The following is a 17,862-nucleotide window of genomic DNA, read 5'->3' on the forward strand; positions in this document are numbered from 1 at the left end:
GATTACCCTTTTTCGGACCAGACGGCGAGCTCATTGCCCGACGGATCTGTGAAGTGGAAACGGCGACCGCCCGGGAAGGCATAAATGTCTTCCACAATTGTGCCGCCAGCCACTTTTATCTGGTCCAGTTTCTTCTCAAGATTGTTTGTATAGAGGATCACCAGAGCGCCGGAGCGACCGGTGTTCACGTCAGCCTGACGGTTGAAGCCGCCTTCGACTTCCGCGCCATTAAAACTGATATAGTCGTCGCCCCATCGCTGAAATGTCCAGCCGAATACGGTCTCATAGAACATGATGACCGCTTCCGGGTCAGTCATTGGAAACTCGATATAATTGATGGAATTCTCGACGTTCGTCATAGCGCGTGCCCCTCCTTCGGCATGGCATGCGGAATGCCGAGCTCTGCCTCGGTACGGCTGACCCAACGTTCAACCGACGGAAACTCGCTCAGATCAAATCCGCCTTCGTGTGCCAAACGAGTATACGCGACCAGCGCGATATCCGCGAGGGTGAAGGTGTCACCGACGATCCAGTCCGTACGTGTCAGCTGAAGCTCCATAACGCCGAGCGCGCGCCGGCCTTTCGCCATCAGAGACGGCTCGATTTCATCATCGGACTTCTTCAGATAAAGCTTCTGGAAGCGGCGCACGGCGATCGCAGGTTCATGGCTGTACTGTTCCCAGAAGAGCCAGCTCATCATCTGTGCTTTCGTGAACGGATCACTCGACACCAGATCGCTTTCAGCCTGTTCGGCCAGATACAGCATTATGGCGTTTGACTGCGGCAGAACGCGGCCATCCGGCCAGCGCGCCAGCGGCACCTGACCGACAGGGTTCAACGCTAGAAAGTCTTCTGTCTGCGTGGCACCCGCCATCAGGTCCATCTCGACCCAGTCATAATCTAGCTCGAGCAGCTCTGCGACCCACTTGGTCTTCATGCAGTTGCCGGAGATGGAATCCCCGTAGAGCGTCAGACGCGTGATATCGCGATCAGGCATCGACTACGCCCCGCGCAGCCTTGTGGAATTCTGTGTGCGTTGTCGGGCCTGTTGCGCGAATGGTTTCACGCAGCGTTTCGCGGCCAGTCACTTCACCGTCTTCGGTCACTTCCATGACATACGGGTCAAGAATGCGAAGCTCGTCACCTTGCGCTGCTTCAAGCGCTGCATCAGCAGCCTCACCGACGACCACTTCTGCGTCAGCGACGTTCTCAGACCAGTTACGGTCAGCCGTCTGGTACACAGTCGCGCCGGTCGCAACGTCCCAGGCTGTGATAACTTTAGGAATGTCAGCCTTAAGTTTCGGACGTACAGATGTCATTCAACGATCTCCAGACTCTTTTGCATGGATGATAGAAATTGTTCAGGCAGAGCCGCGACTTCACCAATAATCAGAAGCGCAGGCCCTTTAATGCCATTGCCTTCAATCAGGTTCGCCAGCTCGCTCAATTCGCCATAAGCGCGGATTTCATTTTCGCGTGTGCCGTTTTCGATAACCGCCACCGGTGTGGCGGCGCCTCGGCCTGCCGCTATCAGATTCTCTGAAATCTGCGCGGATGTTCCGACGCCCATATAGACGACGACGGTCTGGTTCTGGCGTGCAAGGGATGGCCAGTCGAGATCAGGCACCTGCCCGTTGCGGGCATGGCCGGTTACGAAGGTTACAGACTGAGCGTGGTCACGATGGGTAAGCGGCAGACCTGCACTCGCCGCGCAGCCAAGCGCAGACGAAATGCCCGGCACAACCTGCGCCTCAATGCCTTCAGCCAGAAGCGCGCCAAGCTCCTCACCGCCGCGACCAAAGATAAACGGATCGCCGCCTTTGAGGCGTACAACACGCTTACCAGCCTTCGCCGCCATGATCAGAAGCTCGTGAATGTCTTCCTGCGGTACTGAGTGATAGCCTTTGGACTTGCCGACAGACACACGATCCGCATCGCGGCGGATAAGGTCCAGAATGTCGGCGCCAACGAGATTATCATAGAAAACGATGTCGGCATCCTGAAGCACGCGTAATGCTTTCAGCGTGAGAAGCTCCGGATCACCCGGCCCTGCCCCGACAATGTGAACAATGCCGGTCTTTTCGGTTTTGCCTGCCTCAATGGCAGCGTCCATTTCCACACGCGCTGCGTCTTCATCGCCAGCGAGAACTCTCTCCGCGATCGGTCCGCGCAGCATGTTTTCCCAGAAAGCGCGGCGGTCGGACTCTTCGGCAAAACGCGCCTTTACCTTGCCGCGAAATCCGCGTGCAAAGTTTGCAAGATCGCCCGTGCGCTTCGGAAGCAAGGCCTCGAGGCGAGAGCGGATATTGCGCGCCATGACAGGAGCAGCACCACCTGTTGCGATAGCGCCAACTACGCTGCCGCGATCCAGAATGCTCGGAACGGTAAAGTCGCAAAGCTCCGGACGGTCCACCACGTTCACAGGCAGATTGTACTGACGCACAAGGTGCAGCGCCGCTTCAAGCGCCGGTTCGGCATCCTCAATCGCAATGATCACAAACTTGGCTTCAGAGACCAGCACTTCGGTCAGCGCTTCAGGCGCGAAACCGACGCGGCCCGCAAACTCGTTGACGAACTCCGGCGAGAAGACAGGCGCAATCACATCGACGCGCGCATGAGTTTTCGCAAGAAGCCGCACCTTACGTCGCGCATTCTCTCCGCCGCCGAACACAACGACGTTCAGAGATTTTGTACCGAAAAAGACGGGAAACAGTTCCACGCGACGCTCCAATGGCTAGTCAGTTAGCCTCAGTCTGCAAAATGCCGTCTGAGGCGCTTATCACAAGTCTTCACCATTAATGCGACCGTTTAGAAATACTTATCTTACAATTTTGCGATAGGCCTTTATGTATTGTGCGGAATACAGGCGGCAAAAGCCTTTCTATACACCATTTTCGGGACCCCTGCCTTATGTCGGACTCAAAAGACAGATTACCTCCTCTAAATGCGCTGAAGGCATTTGAAGCCGCTGCCCGCCATCTTTCCTTCACGAAGGCAGCCGAAGAGCTGGACGTAACGCCGGGCGCGATCAGTCAGCAAATCCGGCTGATGGAAGAATACACCAATGTGCCTCTGTTCCGCCGCACGGGCCGTCAGGTCCTTCTGACGGATGCAGCGCAGGCTGCGCTGCCGCTGGTGCGCGACGCCTTTGACAAGCTGGTTGAAGCTGGCCGGATCATGCGCGCCCCTGCCCGTAAGGGTAAGGTGATGATTTCCTGCGCGCCGAGCTTTGCCGCCAAATGGCTCGCGCCAAAACTGGACCGGTTCCACACAGCCCACCCAGAAATAGAAGCCTGGGTCTCCGCCGATATGGGGCTCACCGATTTCACGACCGCCGATACCGACCTCGCCATCCGGTATGGCCGCGGCGTGTATGAGGGCCTCAAATCAGAAAAACTTATGGAAGAGACAGTTTTGCCGGTCTGCTCTCCGCATCTGATGGAAGGTCCGGACGCGATCAAGCGCCCGGAAGACCTTGCGCGGCACACGCTGCTGCATGATGCGGGCACCGAGCGCGATCCGTCCTGTCCGGACTGGTCTAGCTGGCTACGTGCACGCGGCGTTGAGAATATTGATGGCCATAAAGGGCCGCACTTCAACCAATCTATGCTGGCCATCGAAGCCGCAGCGACAGGACGTGGTGTGGCGCTTGCCAAGAAAGCGATTGCCGCAGCTGACCTTGCGAGTGGCCGACTGGTCGCGCCCTTCCCTGATGGCTCGACGCTGATCGATTTTGCTTACTTCGTCGTCTGGCCGAGGGGCCGGACCCAGACCATTGAATCCAGAACCTTCATTAAATGGCTCAAAACCGAAGCCATCCGCGATGAAATTGTGGGAGTTTAGCATTTCTCAAGGCTCTGTTAGACAGGCGCGACTTGTTGACCGGTTGCTCCTATGTCTATCCAAGCGTAAATGCTGACCCGCAAGTTCAGAAACGTTATAACCTAAAGAAAAGAGGACAGGCCGTTGAGCGAGACGCAAGCAGCCAGCCCGGTGAAAAAGGTAAATCCGAACGCGCCGACAGAGGAGACGGTACTTTCCGTCCAACACTATACAGACCGTTTGTTCAAGTTCCGGATCACGCGTCCAGGTAGCTTCCGCTTCCGTTCGGGTGAATTCGTAATGATCGGTCTTCCAAAAGAAGACGGCAAACCGCTTCTGCGCGCTTACTCTATCGCCAGCCCGTCCTGGGATGAAGAGCTTGAGTTTTTCTCAATCAAAGTGCCGGACGGCCCTCTGACATCCCGCCTCTGCGACATTAAACCGGGCGATAAGGTTCTGCTTGGCAAGAAGCCGACAGGCACGCTGGTGCATGACGCACTCACACCGGCGAAACGTCTCTACATGTTTTCCACCGGTACAGGCATCGCGCCATTCGCGAGCCTGATGCGCGATCCAGAGACATACCAGAAGTTCGACGAAGTGATCCTCACACACACCTGTCGTGAAATCTCAGAGCTGGCCTATGGCGAAGAGCTGACAGCAGCTCTGCCGGACGATCCGCTTTGCGACGAGTATGCGCATAAATTCCGTCTGTATAACTCGGTCACACGTGAGGACTTCCCGCGCATGGGTCGTATCACTGACCTGATGGAGAGCGGAAAACTGTTCGAAGATCTGGGTGTTCCACCCCTCAATGCAGAGACAGACCGCGTCATGATTTGCGGCTCCATGCAGATGATTCAGGACACCAAAGCGCTCTGCGAAAAGGCAGGCCTGGTTGAAGGCTCCAATGCCGCGCCAGCCGACTTTGTTATTGAGAAAGCCTTCGCAGGCTAACGACTGCTAACACACTGAAAAACATAAAAGCCATCGGCCCTGCCGGTGGCTTTTTTTTCATACTCAAACGTAAACGCATTCGGACAAATTATCCGATCTCTCGAACGCCATCTTAATCCGACGAGTTTACTCAGGTTTGCAACACAAATCACTCGCCGGGACTCGATGATAAACGTTATTTACTGCCTTGCTTTCGAGCATGACATTCGTCTCGTATTGCTCGCAGCTTTCATCTGTATTGCCGGGTCTCTGACCTACGTACAGCTTTTAAGACAGTGTCTGCACTCGACAGGCCTGGTGAGAGTTAGCTGGATGGGCATCAGCGCCGCGGCGCTGTGTACGACCGTCTGGTGTACACACTTCATTTCAATGCTGTCCTTCCAAGCTCATGTACCCGTCGTTCTCGATCCCGTCCTCACACTGGTGTCGCTGATTGCGCCAATGTTCGGCTTCTTCATGGCGACAGCACTTGTGATCTATGGGCGCACGCCGCTTACAGTCATTACAGGCAATCTCACACTGGGTGGCAGCATGGCTGCACTTCATTATGTGGGCATGCTCGCATACCGCGTGGATGGCATTGTTGAGTGGGACATGTCCTACGTTGCCGCGTCCGTTAATCTCAGCTGCCTGTTCACTGCAGCATCCGGCTGGGCGTTTAATCGTTTCTCGAACCTGCGTTTCAACCTGCCCTCCGTCGCACTGTACGCGCTGGGCGTTATCAGCCTCCACTTCACCGGCATGTCCGCGATGGAGATCACATCTCTGTCCATTTCCGATATGCCTATGGATGCTGAAACCTTTACGGCGCTGTCTATTGCGACTGCATTCGCGGGTATGATGGTGATTGCTCTTGGCGCGGCCACCTTCTTCCTCGATCAGGACCAGAAGAAAGCGGGTTATGAAAAACTCCTGAAAATGGCGATGACGGACACGCTGACGGGTCTGGCCAATCGCAATGCCTACATGGATGACCTGAACAGCCGCATCGAGAAGTCGGAGCGTACAGGCTCGCGTCTGGCCGTGATTGGCATTGATATGGATCGGTTCAAGGACATTAACGACTCCCATGGCCACAAAGCTGGTGATGCAGCTCTGATCGCGCTCGCCAACGGCTTCAAAGCGCAATGTCATAGCGGCGAAATTGTCGCGCGGCTCGGCGGCGATGAATTCGCCGCGACGAAGGAATATTCCACCGAGGAAGAGCTGGAAGACTTTCTCTCGCGCCTTCAATCGGCACTGAATACGCGCCTTCAGGTCAATGAAACCACGCTCCATCTGAGCGGCAGCATTGGTATCGCCTGCTACCCTGACGACGGCAAAGACAGCGACACGCTGCGCAATAATGCCGACCTCGCAATGTATCGCGCGAAGATACATGCCTCCAACTCAATCTGCTTCTACACCGCCTCTATGGACGAAGAAGCACGGCAGAAGCGGGAGCTTGCCGCATCTTTGGCACAAGCGCTGGAAAACAATGAGCTGGAGCTTTACTACCAGCTTCAGGCATCTGTTAAATCAAGCAAAATCAGCGGCCTTGAAGCGCTTCTGCGTTGGACGCATCCAAAGCTGGGGCCGATCTCTCCAAGCGTCTTCATCCCTATCGCGGAAGAAAGCGGGCTTATCATTCGTCTCGGCGAATGGGTTCTGCGCCGTGCATGTGAAGATGCTGCAGGCTGGGAATCGGAAGACAAAGTCGCTGTAAACATGTCGGCTCTGCAGCTTACGCAGGTAGAACTGCCGCGCATCGTCCACCAGACACTCCTGGAGACCGGCCTGCCGCCACACCGTCTCGAAATCGAGCTAACGGAAACCGCAATTCTGGAAGACCGTGACCGATCTCTCCACGTGTTGCGCCAGATCAAAGCGCTCGGCGTTAAGGTGGCGCTGGATGATTTCGGCACAGGCTATTCCTCGCTGGAAATTCTCCGCTCCTTCCCCTTCGACAAGATCAAACTGGACCGCTTCTTCATGTCGGAAATCGAGGTCAGCCGTGAATCCCGCGCACTCGTGCGTTCGGTTCTGTCGCTTGGCAAAAGTCTTTCCATTCCGGTTCTGGCTGAAGGCGTCGAGAGCGCGGCTCAACTCAGCATTCTGAAAGAAGAAGGCTGTGACGAGATTCAGGGCTTCCTGCTCGGGCGTCCGGAAAAGCTTTCTGACCTGATTGAGATCCGAAGCTCACAACATACCATAGAAACGCTGTTTTCTCCCGATGGAGAACAGCCAAATCTCGGCACGGTTCGCATCGTCTCAACGGGCTAAACGCCGCCATTACTATGGCATATCGTGGACGCGGTAGCGATTACATTGCAAACGGGCTCCGGTCTTAACAGAGAGATGTCAGGAGCCCAGTTTCACATGACCAGCTATACGTCCGTGCCGCGCAAGCACACTGCAGAGACAGCTCAAACGATGTCGGACGTCCGCTATGAAGTGGACCGGCTGGATCGGGTGCTCGTGGAGATTCTTGCTGAACGCCAGACCTTCATGGACGCAGCGGCTCGCATCAAGCCAAAACGTGAGGCCGTTCGCGACGAACCACGCATCGAGCAGGTCGTTTCAAATGTTCTGGAAGCCTGCAAGGAATACGGCCTCGCGCCTGAAATTGCAGAGCCTGTCTGGCGCCTCCTGATCGAGCAGTCGATCGCTTACGAATTCAAATCCTACGACAATCTCAAAAAGCCCGACACGCGCAATTCGTGATCGACGCGCGCGACGCTTTCCAGCGTGGGGTATAGAACATCGCGGATATCGTTGATGAGTACGGCTGCGCGCGTTTTTGATGGCGGTGGCTCTGACCGACCCGCCGCTTCTGCCGCTTTACAGGCCTCTGCAAGCGGTCCGGCACCGATACCCAACGCTGCGCCCTTAATGGTATGAGCCGCATCAGCCCAGCGTTCGGGCGCATCATTTGCGTCCAGCATCTGCCCCCAGGTTTCAACCTGGCCTTTGAAAATCTCAAGAACTTCAAGAGCAAGCTCCGCATCCAGAGCGGTATTGTTTGCGAGCTGCTGCCGGTCGATCCAGCGGTCCATAATGATATCCTGTGCGAACGCTTCCAGAGTACTCGCAGTAGCAGGAATACATTAACAGGGTTTCATCAAATAATCGGCGCCGCAGTCTTGTTGTAGATGCCATTTTCAGCGATATTAAGCATGCTTCAAGGGGTCTGGAGTCAGTGATGTTAGAAATTCTTGTCATACTGAGAGACGTAATCCTCGTCACCGTTCTGAGCTGGATCGGTGTTGATTACACATCGCAGCCCGATCGTTCTGCAGAGCAGCGTCAGGCTGCAAAAATCTACATGCAGACAGAAGCCCCTGTTCAGCTGATCTCTGCGCCGGTTTATCGTAAAGACACACCGCTGACACAGCACGAGCTTTTCCGGTCTTAAGTGAACTCCGGTCCGCAAGCCGCAGAATCCGGCCGTTTTGTTAACACAAAATTAAAAAAATACTGCGTTTGCCGGTCGCATGATCCCGCAAAATATTGCAGTATCTGTCCCCATGTCCCAGTCGCGTGATGAAAACTATCTGAAAGCCCTTCAGGAAACTCAGGAAGAGCTTCAACAGATCCGAACAGCCGGTACCTGGATGGTTACCGCAGGCTTTGCTGCAGCCGCATTTCTGTATGTAGGCGCTGTTCTTACGGCCTGGGCAGCACTGGGCACCCAAGCTTTCCTTCTCATGAACCCGCTCTGGTTCGCTGCTGGCGCCACTATTCTGGCAGGGCCTGCGATCGCAATCATTCTCGCTGGCTTTATGGGCCGCCAGTCCATGCGCCATGCACGCGCTAACACGCTGGTTCTTCGCGCCTCACAAATGCTGCTCATGCCAGCCGATGCTGCGAGCTCACGTATTGAGACGCTGACAGATAAGGTCCGCGAAGAGACACAGAAGGTCGACGAGCTGGTTGAAACCGCTCACGCCTCACTGGTTGAGCTGCGCGCCACACTGGGCACTGAGCGTGAAGAGTTTTCGGAGCTCGTCACCAAGAATACGAAAACCATTGCGAGCATGATGAACAAGCTCGCAGAAGAGCGTCAGGCCCTCGGCGAGCTTTCCAGCGCCGTTGAGACACAAACTGCCGCAATTTCCGAAGCCATTCCACGTCAGGCCCGCGCCATGGCCGAGGCAGCACGCCTTGCCCAACACGAGGTCGCGCAAGCCGACAAGGCGCTGGATGACCGTCTGACATCTCTCAACGATTCAACGATGACGCTCACCGACAAGCTGGCTGCGCTCGACGCGATGTCTGCAGATGCTGAAGCCCGCTCTGCGCGCATAAACACGTCTGTTGAAGAGATCGAGCAACGCCTCACGGAGTCCTCCAAAACTGTCGAAACAGCGATCCGCGCGAGCGAGCTTGCGGCGACGGCTGCGACCGAGACGGGCGACGCCCTCAATTCGGCTGTCGCAAACGCGCTTGATGGTACACGCGAAGCCTCTGAGTTCATCCGAGCCCAGTCCCGCGAAGCCGTTCAGGAAGCCCTCAAAGGTCTTGCCGAGCTCAAGACGGCTGGTCAGCAGGCTGAAGCGGCTACGCGTGCCGCAGGCGATGCTGCGCGCTCTCAGGCCGATGAAACAGAACACCGCATCATGGCGCTCTCGCAGATGCTGTATGACGCAGCAACGCGTGCGACATCCACCGCTGAAGCCGGTCTCGAACGCGCCCGTCAGCGCATTGAGCGCGCCTCTGCGCTGCTGAACGGTCTAAGCGACGGAGACATTCTTTCCGCAGCGCCTGCTATGCCGGATCCACCGGCCCAGCCCGTAGCGCCGCAGCCTCAACCGCCTGCTCCAACACCAGCACCGGCACCACCGGAAAATCTGCGCCGGCGCCAGCCTGATACGGATGAGCCAAAACCATCCTTCGAGACGCTTGGCGAACCGGATAAGAGCACCTCGTCCATGCTGTTGTCGCAGCCAAGGCAGAAGGCTGCAACGCAAAACGATGGCGAAACGAGCGTTCAGGAACGCACTCCCGCGCCGGAAAACAGTGAGACAACCAGCGAGGAAAGCTCTCTGTTTGATCTCGCGTTCGACAGCGCATCGCAAAAAGAAATGGGCCTGTCCTGGAAAGACCTTCTGGCCGGCCTGTCCTCCGATCCAGAAGAACGTGACGATGCAGCCCGCATCATTCTGAGCGAAGTCGAGGATATGGGCATCGCGCTGACGGATGCGTTCACGATGAAGGAAACGCGTAAAATTGCGGGTGCGTCACGTCGCAATGAACGCAATCGCCGCCGCGCTGTTCGCGAGTTTGCGGGACCAAAGGTTCAGGAACTGCAATACCGTATCGAAGATCAGGAGCATTTCCACGCGGCTGTCGAACGCTTCCTTTCTGAAGAAACGACGGATGCGATGCGGTCTCTGAATGAGGCGGATCGCAGCCGCACCGCCGCAGCCAAACGCCTGACGGCCTTCCTACTTCTGGATGCAGCGTTTCACAGCCAGAAGAACTAGCAGATCAGCTGTCTGACATCAGGTCGGGCAGCTCTGCCGCAATCTCATCGATCACGCCGCGTGCCGCACGAATAAGTGCGCGCGTACCCTCTGTATCCGCTCTGCCGGTATAGGACTCACGTTTGGTGATGAAGGTCTGGCCAACAATGCCGCCCGTACGCCCGTTGAGAATCTCAACACGCGCCGTCACCACCGCATCTTCCTCGCCAATGACCAGATCGCGTACAGTCCAGTGCAGTTCATACGCCGCGCTGAGCGTCAGGCGCTCGTCCACAGCCACGCCTTCACTGTCAGCGCCCTGAAGCGACAATCGATCCAGAAGCGCGGACTGTAAAAGGCGCGAAGCGGATTCTGTCCATTCGGCTTCCGGCAAAACGCTCAGCGCCCCGTCTTCGCTCTCATAAGCGATATTGCGGCCCAGCAGCAAAGACGAGCCTTCAGGCTCGAACACGATGATATTGGCGGGCAGCGAAACCGGCGCACCGCTCATCGGCTGAGAGGTGCTGGTGAAACGGTAGAGCGCATCAGGTACGACAGGCTCAGGCAAAACCGAGACACATCCGGCAAGCGATAGAGCCGTGAGGCTGAGAACGGTTGTCTTCAGTTTCATCATCAATCCTCTCGGTAAGGCCGCGGCTGGCCCTGAATGAAGCTCTGCGGGTTCTGCTCGACTTCGCGTGCGATACGATCAAGGCGGCGCACAAGCGATCGCATATCGGTCGTCAGGCGCTGGATTTCCTGCAGGGTCTGTTCTGCCGGTTCCTCGACGGCCTCACGCACACCGCGCATGCTTTCCTGTGTTTCGAGCACCGCCGTTTCAGATGTCTGGATCAGGCGCCGCGCATCATCAATCAACGCATCTGCATTGTCAGCAATGTCCGTGAGCGCCGTCTGGATATCCGTTTCGAGCGATCCGAAGCTGCGCGCCGCATCAGCGACTGCCTCACCCGCATCGGCAAGCGAACGCAGCGCAGCGCCAGCATCCTGCATAAGCTGCTCGTCTTCAGCAAACGCGTTGGTAATGCGCTGGATATTGCCGAGCGTCTGGCGGAAGGTCTCCGCGTTCTCTGCGTCCAGAACGGCATTCAAACGTGACAACGTCACCTGCGCGTTGGCCATCAGATCCTGACCACCCTGAAAGATTTCCTGCAGCTGTGTCTGCTCCGTTTCGAGCACGGGCGGGTTCGTCGCACTACCGGGCATCAGATCGGCCTGAGCCGAACCCGGCCTGATCTGGATAAACGTCACGCCTGTCAGTCCTGCGAAGTCGAGATAGGCTGTAGAATCTGTACGAACCGGCGTATCGGCATCAACACGAATGCGGGCGATGACATTCTCGGTGTTCTCGCGATCAAGTGAGAGGCTGACCACCTCGCCGACATTAATGCCCAGATAACGGACCTGCCCGCCTTCCGACAGGCCATTCACCGCGCCTTCGAACACAACATCGTATTCTGAGAACTCACGATCAAACTCGACCTTGCCCAGCCAGATGGTGAAGGCAATGAGTGCAGCGAAAGCAGCCAGAACTGCTGCGCCGATCAGGGCATAACTGGCACGTGTTTCCATAACTATCCTACCACCGACCGCCCGCGTGGGCCGCCAAAATATTCCTGCACCCACGGATCATCGATCCGTGAAACTTCTTCGAGCGTTCCGGTATACTTTACCCGCTTGTCGCCAAGCACCGCAATCCGGTCACATGTCGCCTTCAGCGTGTCGAGATCATGCGTCACGAGAAAGACCGTCAGACCGAGAAGGCGGCTGAGTTCACGCACGAGCGAGTCAAAACGTCCGGCTGTAATCGGGTCGAGACCCGCTGTCGGCTCATCCAGAAACACAAGCTCCGGATCAAGCGCCAGTGCACGCGCCATTGCCGCCCTTTTGCGCATACCGCCAGAGAGTTCGGACGGCTTTTTGTCCGCAGCGTTGAGCGGCAGGCCGGACAGGCTGATCTTGAGGTCAGCCAGATCGTGCATCAAATCATGAGAGAAGTTTGTGTGCTCTTTCATCGGCACCATCACGTTCTCGCGCACGGTGAGGTTTGAGAAGAGCGCGCCGTCCTGAAACATCACCGACCAGCGCCGCTCAATGGCCTGGCGGTCTCTATCGGATAGCTCAGATAGTGTCTCGCCAAACACGGTGACGGAGCCCGCCGTGGGAGTCAGCAGGCCTACAATCTCGCTCAACAGAACCGACTTGCCGCAACCGGACGGGCCAATAACGCCAATTGTTTCGCCGCGATAGATATCGAGGTCGAGGTTCTCATGAACCACATGATCGCCGAACTGGGTTTTAAGCCCGCGCACCTGAATGATCGGATCGCTCATATGCCGAGCTCCATATACATCATGGCGAAAATCGCATCGACGACGATAATCAGGAAAATGGCATGAACGACCGACGCCGTGGTCGCTTTGCCGAGCGACTGAACATCGCCCTGTACAAGCAGCCCCTGACGGCAGGCAATCATGGCAACCACCACCGCAAAGACCGGCGCCTTGGACATGCCCACCCAGAAGTTCTGGATGATTACAATATCCTGGATGCGGGTAATGAAGAGGATAGGCGAAATATCCAGCGCCACCCATGAAATCATAAGCCCGCCCAACAGGCCGGAAAGTGTTGCGCCGAACGCCAGAAGCGGCGTCATGATCAGCATGGCCAGAATACGCGGCGTCACCAACGCTTCGATCGGATCAATACCAAGCGTGCGCATGGCATCAATCTCCTGACGCATCTTCATCGAGCCAATCTGCGCAGTAAACGAGGAGTTGGTCCGCCCGGCCAGAAGAATGCCTGTCAGCACCACGCCGAATTCACGCATAACTGCCCAGCCGACCAGCTCGACAGTGAACACCGTCGCGCCAAGCGTTTGCTGAAGCATGGTCGCGCCAATAAAGGCGATCACCATGCCAACAAAGAACGAGAGGAAAGACACGATTGGTAGCGCATCCAGCCCGGCTTCTTCCATAACGGCGAACACGCTGGTCCAGCGAATTTTGTGCGGCTGCAGGAGCAGCTTGAACGTTGTAAGCATGGCTTCGCCGATAAAGCTCAGCGTACCGACAGCCTCGTCCATGAAGTGAACACTGCCCTTGCCGACACGGGCCAGAAGATCGATGATCGAAAGCGGTTGCGAAGCGACCACCTTCTCCTGACGCTCACGTCCGGATACAAGCTCCAGCAAGGCTTTGGCCTGCGCATGCTCGCCAATCAGTTGATAGGTTTTGTCGGCCTCGATGCCCCCATCTTCGAGCATGGTATGAATGAGGAAGGCGCCTGCGGTATCCACAGCACCAAGCGCGCTGACATCGACAAGCTGCGGCGCCCTCTCAAAACGCGCACGGCGAATCTCACGCTCCAGAGCCCCGACGGTTTTGACCGTCCAGTCTCCTTCAACGTGAAGCACCGCCTCACCGTTTTGATTGTCCACCCGGAACGCGCTCAAGCTCAGAATTCCACTTTAAAATTACGAAACCCGAAAATACGGGAATCACTGTGTCTAAACCATGTCTCTTCTACATACAGGCGAGTTTCTCCTCACAGGTGTAGTAAATTTACCAAGGGAGCGCACAGAATTCGTACACTGCTTAGCTGCGGCTAAATGTATGCTTTCCCTGCGCGTCAGTCCCGTTAGTTTGCTCAAAAAAATTGGAGGACTCCCGTGACGTCAAAAGTGCGCGCAGAGGAGATCAACGCCTTTCTGACCAAGGCGTTTGGAAGCGAGAGACAAAACCCGCGTATGGAAGTTACGCATGTCGGCGACGGTGAAGTTACCGTACGCATGCCGTATGACGATAATATGCTGCGGCCTGGCGGCGTCATTTCTGGTCCGACACAAATGGCGCTCGCAGATTGTGCTGCTTACTTTGCGATCTTTACCCGCACGGGTATCGAACCATATGCAGTCACATCAAACCTGAACATCAATTTTCTGAACGCCTGCAAGGCTGGCAATGTGCTCGCTCAGGGCAAGGTTCTGAAAATCGGGAAGAAGCTCGCAGTCATCGAAGTTGATGTACGCGAAGAAACAATGGACGAACCGGCGAGCCACTCGATTGTGACCTATGCTCTGCCTTCAAAGAAGATGTCCGACGGGAACTGACCAGATGCTTATTCTGACACTTGGCGCGATTTGCGGATTTATCAGCGTAGCCTGCGGCGCGTTCGGCGCGCACGGTTTGAGTGATGTTCTGGTCGGTGACGCAGGCGACTGGTGGGATACCGCGACGCTTTACGCCCTAACCCACTCTGTCGCGATGATTGCTATTGGCCTGAATAAGGCCCGCGCGGAACTCCTCAGAGGCCCGGCACTCGCATTCTTCATTGGTATTCTGGTCTTTGCAGGCACGCTCTACAGCATGGCTCTCGGCGCGCCGCGCTGGCTAGGTGCTTTCACGCCGATTGGCGGCATAAGTCTTTTGATTGCTTGGGCGTGGCTTGCCTTTGAAGGCTATCGCTCACGCCTTTAATCGAGCTCAACTTAGGACGTTGCGACGTCCTCATTGCGCCAACGCTCTACCAGCTGGTCCGCAAGGCCGCTCATACGGTCGATCTGCTCATCAAGGCCTGAGAGCGCTATTTCCGTTTCGACTGTCACAGTGGCGTCGCGTTCAGCCAGAGCATCCGCTGCGTGATTGAAAGACCGGCGGCAGTCACGCGCGGTGATCAGCACATCTTCAAAGCTGGAGACATCACCGCGAACGATTTCATTTTCTGAAGACAGAAGCGCATTTGCCTGTGCATTGATCTCAGTCAGCGCGATGAGCGTCTGCTCTGTATCAGCCTGAAGACGGCTTTGCACATCTGCGACCGGCGCTGAGTTTGCCTGAATGACTTCGACATAGTCAGCAGTAGCGCTCTCGTCGTCATTATTTCCGAACAGACTGTTTGTGATGAAGGAGACAGCATCGCGACTCTGGACCCAGCCAGCGTCGGCAGCGTCGTCACTGAAGGCTTCAGCTGTTTGCTGAAGGTCAGACTTCGGTCTGACTATTGAAGCTGTCATGCTGGCCGGCTGCATAGACACCGTAGCACAACTTGCGCAAAGTACTGCGAGAGCCGCGGTACCCAAAAAACGCAAAACCATATCGCCCTAAACTCTCATTTTATGTTCTGTAATGGTACAGAACTGGAATTTTTAACGCCCGTCCAGTCTTTATCTATGTTTTGACCTACTATAGGTGAAGCATGCATGAATACTAAGCCCGTTTCCCGAAGAAAACTCTTCCCGCATACAGATCCCAGACGCGCAGGTCGCCTCAGGGTTTCATCCCTTCACGAACTCTACTGGGAGGACGCCGGCCCTGTGAACGGCATTCCGGTGCTCGGTCTGCATGGCGGCCCGGGCGGTGGCGCGAGCGCAGAGATGCGCCGCTTTTTTGATCCCCGCCATTACCGCGTCGTCTTATTCGACCAGCGCGGATGCGGACGCTCTTCGCCTTATTCCTCTCTGGAAGACAACACCACATGGGATCTGATCGAAGATATTGAAAAGCTTCGCAAAGAACTCGGTATTGAGAAATGGCTCGTCTTTGGTGGCTCTTGGGGCTCCACGCTGTCTCTGGCTTATGCGGTGACACACCCGGAGCGCGTGAGCGGTCTTCTTCTGCGCGGCATCTTCCTGCTGACACAGCGTGAGCTGCGTTGGTTCTATCAGGAAGGCGCAAGCCATATCTTCCCTGACGCCTATGACCGCTATATCGCGCCAATTCCGGAAGACGAGCGCGATAACCTGCTTGAGGCCTTCTACAAACGCCTGATGTCAGACGACAAACAAGCACGTCTGGAAGCCGCGCGGGCATGGGCGTGCTGGGAGGGCGAAACCCTGTCTATTCGCGGGCCAGCCGTACGCCCGCCGCGCTTCGACGACAACGCCTTCGTAGACGCCTTTGCTCGTATTGAGTGCCACTATTTCCACAATGGCGGCTTTTTCGAGAAAGACGGATGGCTGCTCGATCAGGCACATATTCTGAAGGATATTCCCGGCGTCATCGTGCATGGCCGCTATGATGTTGTGACGCCAATGTCGTCAGCCTGGGCACTGCACAAGGCGTGGCCAAAATCCCGTCTGGAAATCATTCCGGATGCAGGACACTCAAGCCTCGAGCCTGGCATTGTGAATGCCCTGATCAATGCGACTGAAGAATTCCAGCAGCTTCTCGGCTAATCTTTCACCGAATAATCAGATACAAAAAAGGGAGGCCCGAGCCTCCCTTTTCTTTTTTCATATCTCGTGTGTATCAACCGAATTTGTTGATCAGGCCCATCACGAGTATCACTGAAATCGCGACCGGCACAACGAAGCGCAGAAGCACCAGAACGATCTCCAGATGCACGCCTTCGCCCAGCTCGGACGCCAGAATACGCTTCGGCACGACCCAGCCTGCAAAGATACCGATGAGAACGCCACCCAGCGGAAGCATCACATCGCCGGAGAGGAAGCTTGCATGGTCAATGAACTCTGGCGCCCAGATATAGCCTGCACCGAGGACCAGCATGATCACGCCAAGGCCGATTGCGCCTTTCAGACGACCAATAGACTTCTGATCTTCCAGCCATGATACGCCGGTCTCGAGCAGCGAAATCGAAGACGTGAAGGCCGCAAAGAGTGCCAGCGTGAAGAACACACCGCCTACAACGCCCGGCAACTGACCGAACGCGACCGGCATAGTTACGAAGAACAGGCCAGGACCCTCAGCAGGGTTGAGACCGAACGCAAAGACGATTGGGAAGATAGCGAAGCCCGCGATCAGCGCGACGAATGTGTCCGCGCTCGCAACGAGGCCTGCGTTCTTCGGAATATTGGTGTCTCGCGTCAGATACGCACCATAGGTGAACATCACACAGCTACCGACACTCAGAGAGAAAAAGGCCTGACCAACGGCCGCCATAAACGTCTCAAAGCCCATCTTGCTGAAGTCAGGTGTCAGCAGGAACTGTACTGTCGCTGCCGCATCACCGGTGAAGACCGCGAACGCGACCATGCCCAGAAGCATAATAAAAAAGGCGGGCATTAGGATCTCAGCCGCCTTCTCGATACCGCCATGGACGCCACGTGCCACGATAATCACGTTCAGCGCGAGGAAGCCTGCCATATATGCGAAGATTTCAAGCTTATTGCCGGTCGTGTCATCAAAGTTTGCCCCCGATGCAGCCGCGTCAAAGCCTGAGAAATCGCCCATGAAAGCCTGCGGGATAAAGTCGAACACCCAGGCTGAAATGACGATATAGAAAGAGAAGAGCAGAAGAGACGCGATCGCGCCGAGCCAGCCCATACCGACCCAGGCAATCGGCTTTTTCTCTTCGGTCACGATCTTACGGATGCTGGCGATGGAAGATCGCTGGCCGTAACGGCCAAGCGCGTATTCCGCCATCAGAACCGGCAGGCCGAACAAAAGAATACATCCCAGATACACGAGAATGAACGCAGAGCCGCCCATCTCACCTGCGATGTACGGAAACCGCCACATATTCCCCAGACCAACCGAGGAACCAACCGCTGCCATGATAAAACCGAATCGAGATCCCCAATGATCCGACTTACCGGCGACTACCGGACCCGCCATACTGCTACTCCGCACTCGTGGACGCAGAGGTCAGCCCTGCGTCATCC

20 protein-coding genes are annotated in these 17,862 nt (G+C 56.2%); 9 read left to right on the plus strand and 11 right to left on the minus strand.

Annotated features, from left to right (window positions below):
• Window positions 1-2 precede the first annotated feature (2 nt).
• Genes P1U45_RS14795 through cysG form a run of 4 tightly spaced genes read right to left on the minus strand, consistent with a single transcriptional unit; the run spans window position 3 to window position 2,719 of the window.
• Window positions 3-359, minus strand: coding sequence for a VOC family protein (locus tag P1U45_RS14795; RefSeq protein WP_301059768.1), 357 nt, complete (start codon window positions 357-359; stop codon window positions 3-5).
• Window positions 356-997 (minus strand): glutathione S-transferase family protein, encoded by a 642-nt coding sequence (locus tag P1U45_RS14800; RefSeq protein ID WP_301059769.1) that lies wholly within the window; start codon window positions 995-997, stop codon window positions 356-358. The genes P1U45_RS14795 and P1U45_RS14800 overlap by 4 nt, the downstream gene beginning before the upstream one ends.
• Window positions 990-1,319 carry a DUF2849 domain-containing protein gene (locus tag P1U45_RS14805; protein WP_293617329.1) on the minus strand — a complete coding sequence of 110 codons (330 nt, stop codon included), beginning with the start codon at window positions 1,317-1,319 and terminating at the stop codon, window positions 990-992. The genes P1U45_RS14800 and P1U45_RS14805 overlap by 8 nt, the downstream gene beginning before the upstream one ends.
• Window positions 1,316-2,719: a siroheme synthase CysG gene (cysG, locus tag P1U45_RS14810; RefSeq protein WP_301059770.1), complete on the minus strand. Its 1,404-nt coding sequence runs from the start codon at window positions 2,717-2,719 to the stop codon at window positions 1,316-1,318. The genes P1U45_RS14805 and cysG overlap by 4 nt, the downstream gene beginning before the upstream one ends.
• Before the next feature lie 191 nt (window positions 2,720-2,910).
• On the opposite strand from cysG, the gene gcvA reads away from it, so the two are divergent.
• The 4 genes from gcvA (at window position 2,911) to P1U45_RS14830 (ending at window position 7,482) form a co-directional block, all read left to right on the plus strand.
• On the plus strand, window positions 2,911-3,843 hold the full coding sequence (gene gcvA / locus P1U45_RS14815) for a transcriptional regulator GcvA (RefSeq protein WP_293608638.1): 933 nt from the start codon (window positions 2,911-2,913) through the stop codon (window positions 3,841-3,843).
• A gap of 123 nt (window positions 3,844-3,966) precedes the next feature.
• A complete protein-coding gene (locus tag P1U45_RS14820; RefSeq protein ID WP_301059771.1) occupies window positions 3,967-4,779 on the plus strand; it encodes a ferredoxin--NADP reductase in 813 nt (270 codons plus the stop codon).
• Between the two features lie 165 nt (window positions 4,780-4,944).
• A complete protein-coding gene (locus P1U45_RS14825; RefSeq protein ID WP_301059772.1) occupies window positions 4,945-7,041 on the plus strand; it encodes an EAL domain-containing protein in 2,097 nt (698 codons plus the stop codon).
• A 96-nt stretch (window positions 7,042-7,137) separates the two neighbouring features.
• Window positions 7,138-7,482, plus strand: coding sequence for a chorismate mutase (locus P1U45_RS14830; RefSeq protein ID WP_301059773.1), 345 nt, complete (start codon window positions 7,138-7,140; stop codon window positions 7,480-7,482).
• On the opposite strand, the gene P1U45_RS14835 is transcribed toward P1U45_RS14830, so the two are convergent.
• The gene (locus P1U45_RS14835) at window positions 7,443-7,814 is read right to left on the minus strand and encodes an Hpt domain-containing protein (protein ID WP_293608642.1); all 372 of its coding nucleotides are present in this window, start codon (window positions 7,812-7,814) and stop codon (window positions 7,443-7,445) included. The genes P1U45_RS14830 and P1U45_RS14835 overlap by 40 nt on opposite strands.
• Before the next feature lie 146 nt (window positions 7,815-7,960).
• On the opposite strand from P1U45_RS14835, the gene P1U45_RS14840 reads away from it, so the two are divergent.
• On the plus strand, window positions 7,961-8,173 hold the full coding sequence (locus tag P1U45_RS14840) for a hypothetical protein (protein WP_293608643.1): 213 nt from the start codon (window positions 7,961-7,963) through the stop codon (window positions 8,171-8,173).
• Between the two features lie 112 nt (window positions 8,174-8,285).
• Window positions 8,286-10,244 carry a hypothetical protein gene (locus P1U45_RS14845; RefSeq protein WP_301059774.1) on the plus strand — a complete coding sequence of 653 codons (1,959 nt, stop codon included), beginning with the start codon at window positions 8,286-8,288 and terminating at the stop codon, window positions 10,242-10,244.
• 4 nt (window positions 10,245-10,248) lie between these two features.
• Here P1U45_RS14845 and P1U45_RS14850 read toward each other — a convergent pair whose 3' ends face one another.
• Genes P1U45_RS14850 through P1U45_RS14865 form a run of 4 tightly spaced genes read right to left on the minus strand, consistent with a single transcriptional unit; the run spans window position 10,249 to window position 13,695 of the window.
• Window positions 10,249-10,857 carry an ABC-type transport auxiliary lipoprotein family protein gene (locus P1U45_RS14850; protein ID WP_301059775.1) on the minus strand — a complete coding sequence of 203 codons (609 nt, stop codon included), beginning with the start codon at window positions 10,855-10,857 and terminating at the stop codon, window positions 10,249-10,251.
• Window positions 10,857-11,813: an MlaD family protein gene (locus P1U45_RS14855; protein ID WP_301059776.1), complete on the minus strand. Its 957-nt coding sequence runs from the start codon at window positions 11,811-11,813 to the stop codon at window positions 10,857-10,859. Before P1U45_RS14855 ends, P1U45_RS14850 begins: the two co-directional genes overlap by 1 nt.
• A gap of 2 nt (window positions 11,814-11,815) precedes the next feature.
• Window positions 11,816-12,574: an ATP-binding cassette domain-containing protein gene (locus P1U45_RS14860; protein WP_022696200.1), complete on the minus strand. Its 759-nt coding sequence runs from the start codon at window positions 12,572-12,574 to the stop codon at window positions 11,816-11,818.
• A complete protein-coding gene (locus tag P1U45_RS14865) occupies window positions 12,571-13,695 on the minus strand; it encodes an ABC transporter permease (protein WP_293608648.1) in 1,125 nt (374 codons plus the stop codon). Before P1U45_RS14865 ends, P1U45_RS14860 begins: the two co-directional genes overlap by 4 nt.
• A gap of 216 nt (window positions 13,696-13,911) precedes the next feature.
• On the opposite strand from P1U45_RS14865, the gene P1U45_RS14870 reads away from it, so the two are divergent.
• Window positions 13,912-14,352 carry a PaaI family thioesterase gene (locus P1U45_RS14870; protein ID WP_301059777.1) on the plus strand — a complete coding sequence of 147 codons (441 nt, stop codon included), beginning with the start codon at window positions 13,912-13,914 and terminating at the stop codon, window positions 14,350-14,352.
• Window positions 14,353-14,356: 4 nt separating this feature from the next.
• Window positions 14,357-14,719: a DUF423 domain-containing protein gene (locus P1U45_RS14875; protein WP_301059778.1), complete on the plus strand. Its 363-nt coding sequence runs from the start codon at window positions 14,357-14,359 to the stop codon at window positions 14,717-14,719.
• A gap of 11 nt (window positions 14,720-14,730) precedes the next feature.
• Here the strand turns inward: P1U45_RS14875 and P1U45_RS14880 are convergent, their stop codons facing one another.
• Window positions 14,731-15,255 carry a hypothetical protein gene (locus P1U45_RS14880; RefSeq protein WP_301059779.1) on the minus strand — a complete coding sequence of 175 codons (525 nt, stop codon included), beginning with the start codon at window positions 15,253-15,255 and terminating at the stop codon, window positions 14,731-14,733.
• 186 nt (window positions 15,256-15,441) lie between these two features.
• Here P1U45_RS14880 and pip point away from each other — a divergent pair, with 186 nt between their 5' ends.
• Complete coding sequence (gene pip, locus P1U45_RS14885) at window positions 15,442-16,416, plus strand: prolyl aminopeptidase (RefSeq protein ID WP_301059780.1); 975 nt, start codon at window positions 15,442-15,444, stop codon at window positions 16,414-16,416.
• A gap of 73 nt (window positions 16,417-16,489) precedes the next feature.
• Here pip and P1U45_RS14890 read toward each other — a convergent pair whose 3' ends face one another.
• Window positions 16,490-17,815: a sodium-dependent transporter gene (locus P1U45_RS14890; RefSeq protein WP_301059781.1), complete on the minus strand. Its 1,326-nt coding sequence runs from the start codon at window positions 17,813-17,815 to the stop codon at window positions 16,490-16,492.
• Window positions 17,816-17,862: the final 47 nt, after the last annotated feature.

Origin of the sequence: Ponticaulis sp. (genome assembly GCF_029210165.1) — a bacterium.
Taxonomy (GTDB): domain Bacteria; phylum Pseudomonadota; class Alphaproteobacteria; order Caulobacterales; family Hyphomonadaceae; genus Ponticaulis.

Bases quoted from the DNA above. Each gene is read 5' to 3' on its own strand.
- P1U45_RS14825 (WP_301059772.1), top strand. From the start codon at position 4,945: ATGATAAACGTTATTTACTGCCTTGCTTTCGAGCATGACATTCGTCTC.
- P1U45_RS14890 (WP_301059781.1), bottom strand. From the start codon at position 17,815: ATGGCGGGTCCGGTAGTCGCCGGTAAGTCGGATCATTGGGGATCTCGA.
- gcvA (WP_293608638.1), top strand. From the start codon at position 2,911: ATGTCGGACTCAAAAGACAGATTACCTCCTCTAAATGCGCTGAAGGCA.
- P1U45_RS14880 (WP_301059779.1), bottom strand. From the start codon at position 15,255: ATGACAGCTTCAATAGTCAGACCGAAGTCTGACCTTCAGCAAACAGCT.
- P1U45_RS14840 (WP_293608643.1), top strand. From the start codon at position 7,961: ATGTTAGAAATTCTTGTCATACTGAGAGACGTAATCCTCGTCACCGTT.
- P1U45_RS14860 (WP_022696200.1), bottom strand. From the start codon at position 12,574: ATGAGCGATCCGATCATTCAGGTGCGCGGGCTTAAAACCCAGTTCGGC.
- P1U45_RS14795 (WP_301059768.1), bottom strand. From the start codon at position 359: ATGACGAACGTCGAGAATTCCATCAATTATATCGAGTTTCCAATGACT.
- P1U45_RS14845 (WP_301059774.1), top strand. From the start codon at position 8,286: ATGTCCCAGTCGCGTGATGAAAACTATCTGAAAGCCCTTCAGGAAACT.
- P1U45_RS14830 (WP_301059773.1), top strand. From the start codon at position 7,138: ATGACCAGCTATACGTCCGTGCCGCGCAAGCACACTGCAGAGACAGCT.
- P1U45_RS14855 (WP_301059776.1), bottom strand. From the start codon at position 11,813: ATGGAAACACGTGCCAGTTATGCCCTGATCGGCGCAGCAGTTCTGGCT.
- pip (WP_301059780.1), top strand. From the start codon at position 15,442: ATGAATACTAAGCCCGTTTCCCGAAGAAAACTCTTCCCGCATACAGAT.
- P1U45_RS14835 (WP_293608642.1), bottom strand. From the start codon at position 7,814: ATGGACCGCTGGATCGACCGGCAGCAGCTCGCAAACAATACCGCTCTG.
- P1U45_RS14800 (WP_301059769.1), bottom strand. From the start codon at position 997: ATGCCTGATCGCGATATCACGCGTCTGACGCTCTACGGGGATTCCATC.
- P1U45_RS14875 (WP_301059778.1), top strand. From the start codon at position 14,357: ATGCTTATTCTGACACTTGGCGCGATTTGCGGATTTATCAGCGTAGCC.
- P1U45_RS14850 (WP_301059775.1), bottom strand. From the start codon at position 10,857: ATGATGAAACTGAAGACAACCGTTCTCAGCCTCACGGCTCTATCGCTT.
- P1U45_RS14805 (WP_293617329.1), bottom strand. From the start codon at position 1,319: ATGACATCTGTACGTCCGAAACTTAAGGCTGACATTCCTAAAGTTATC.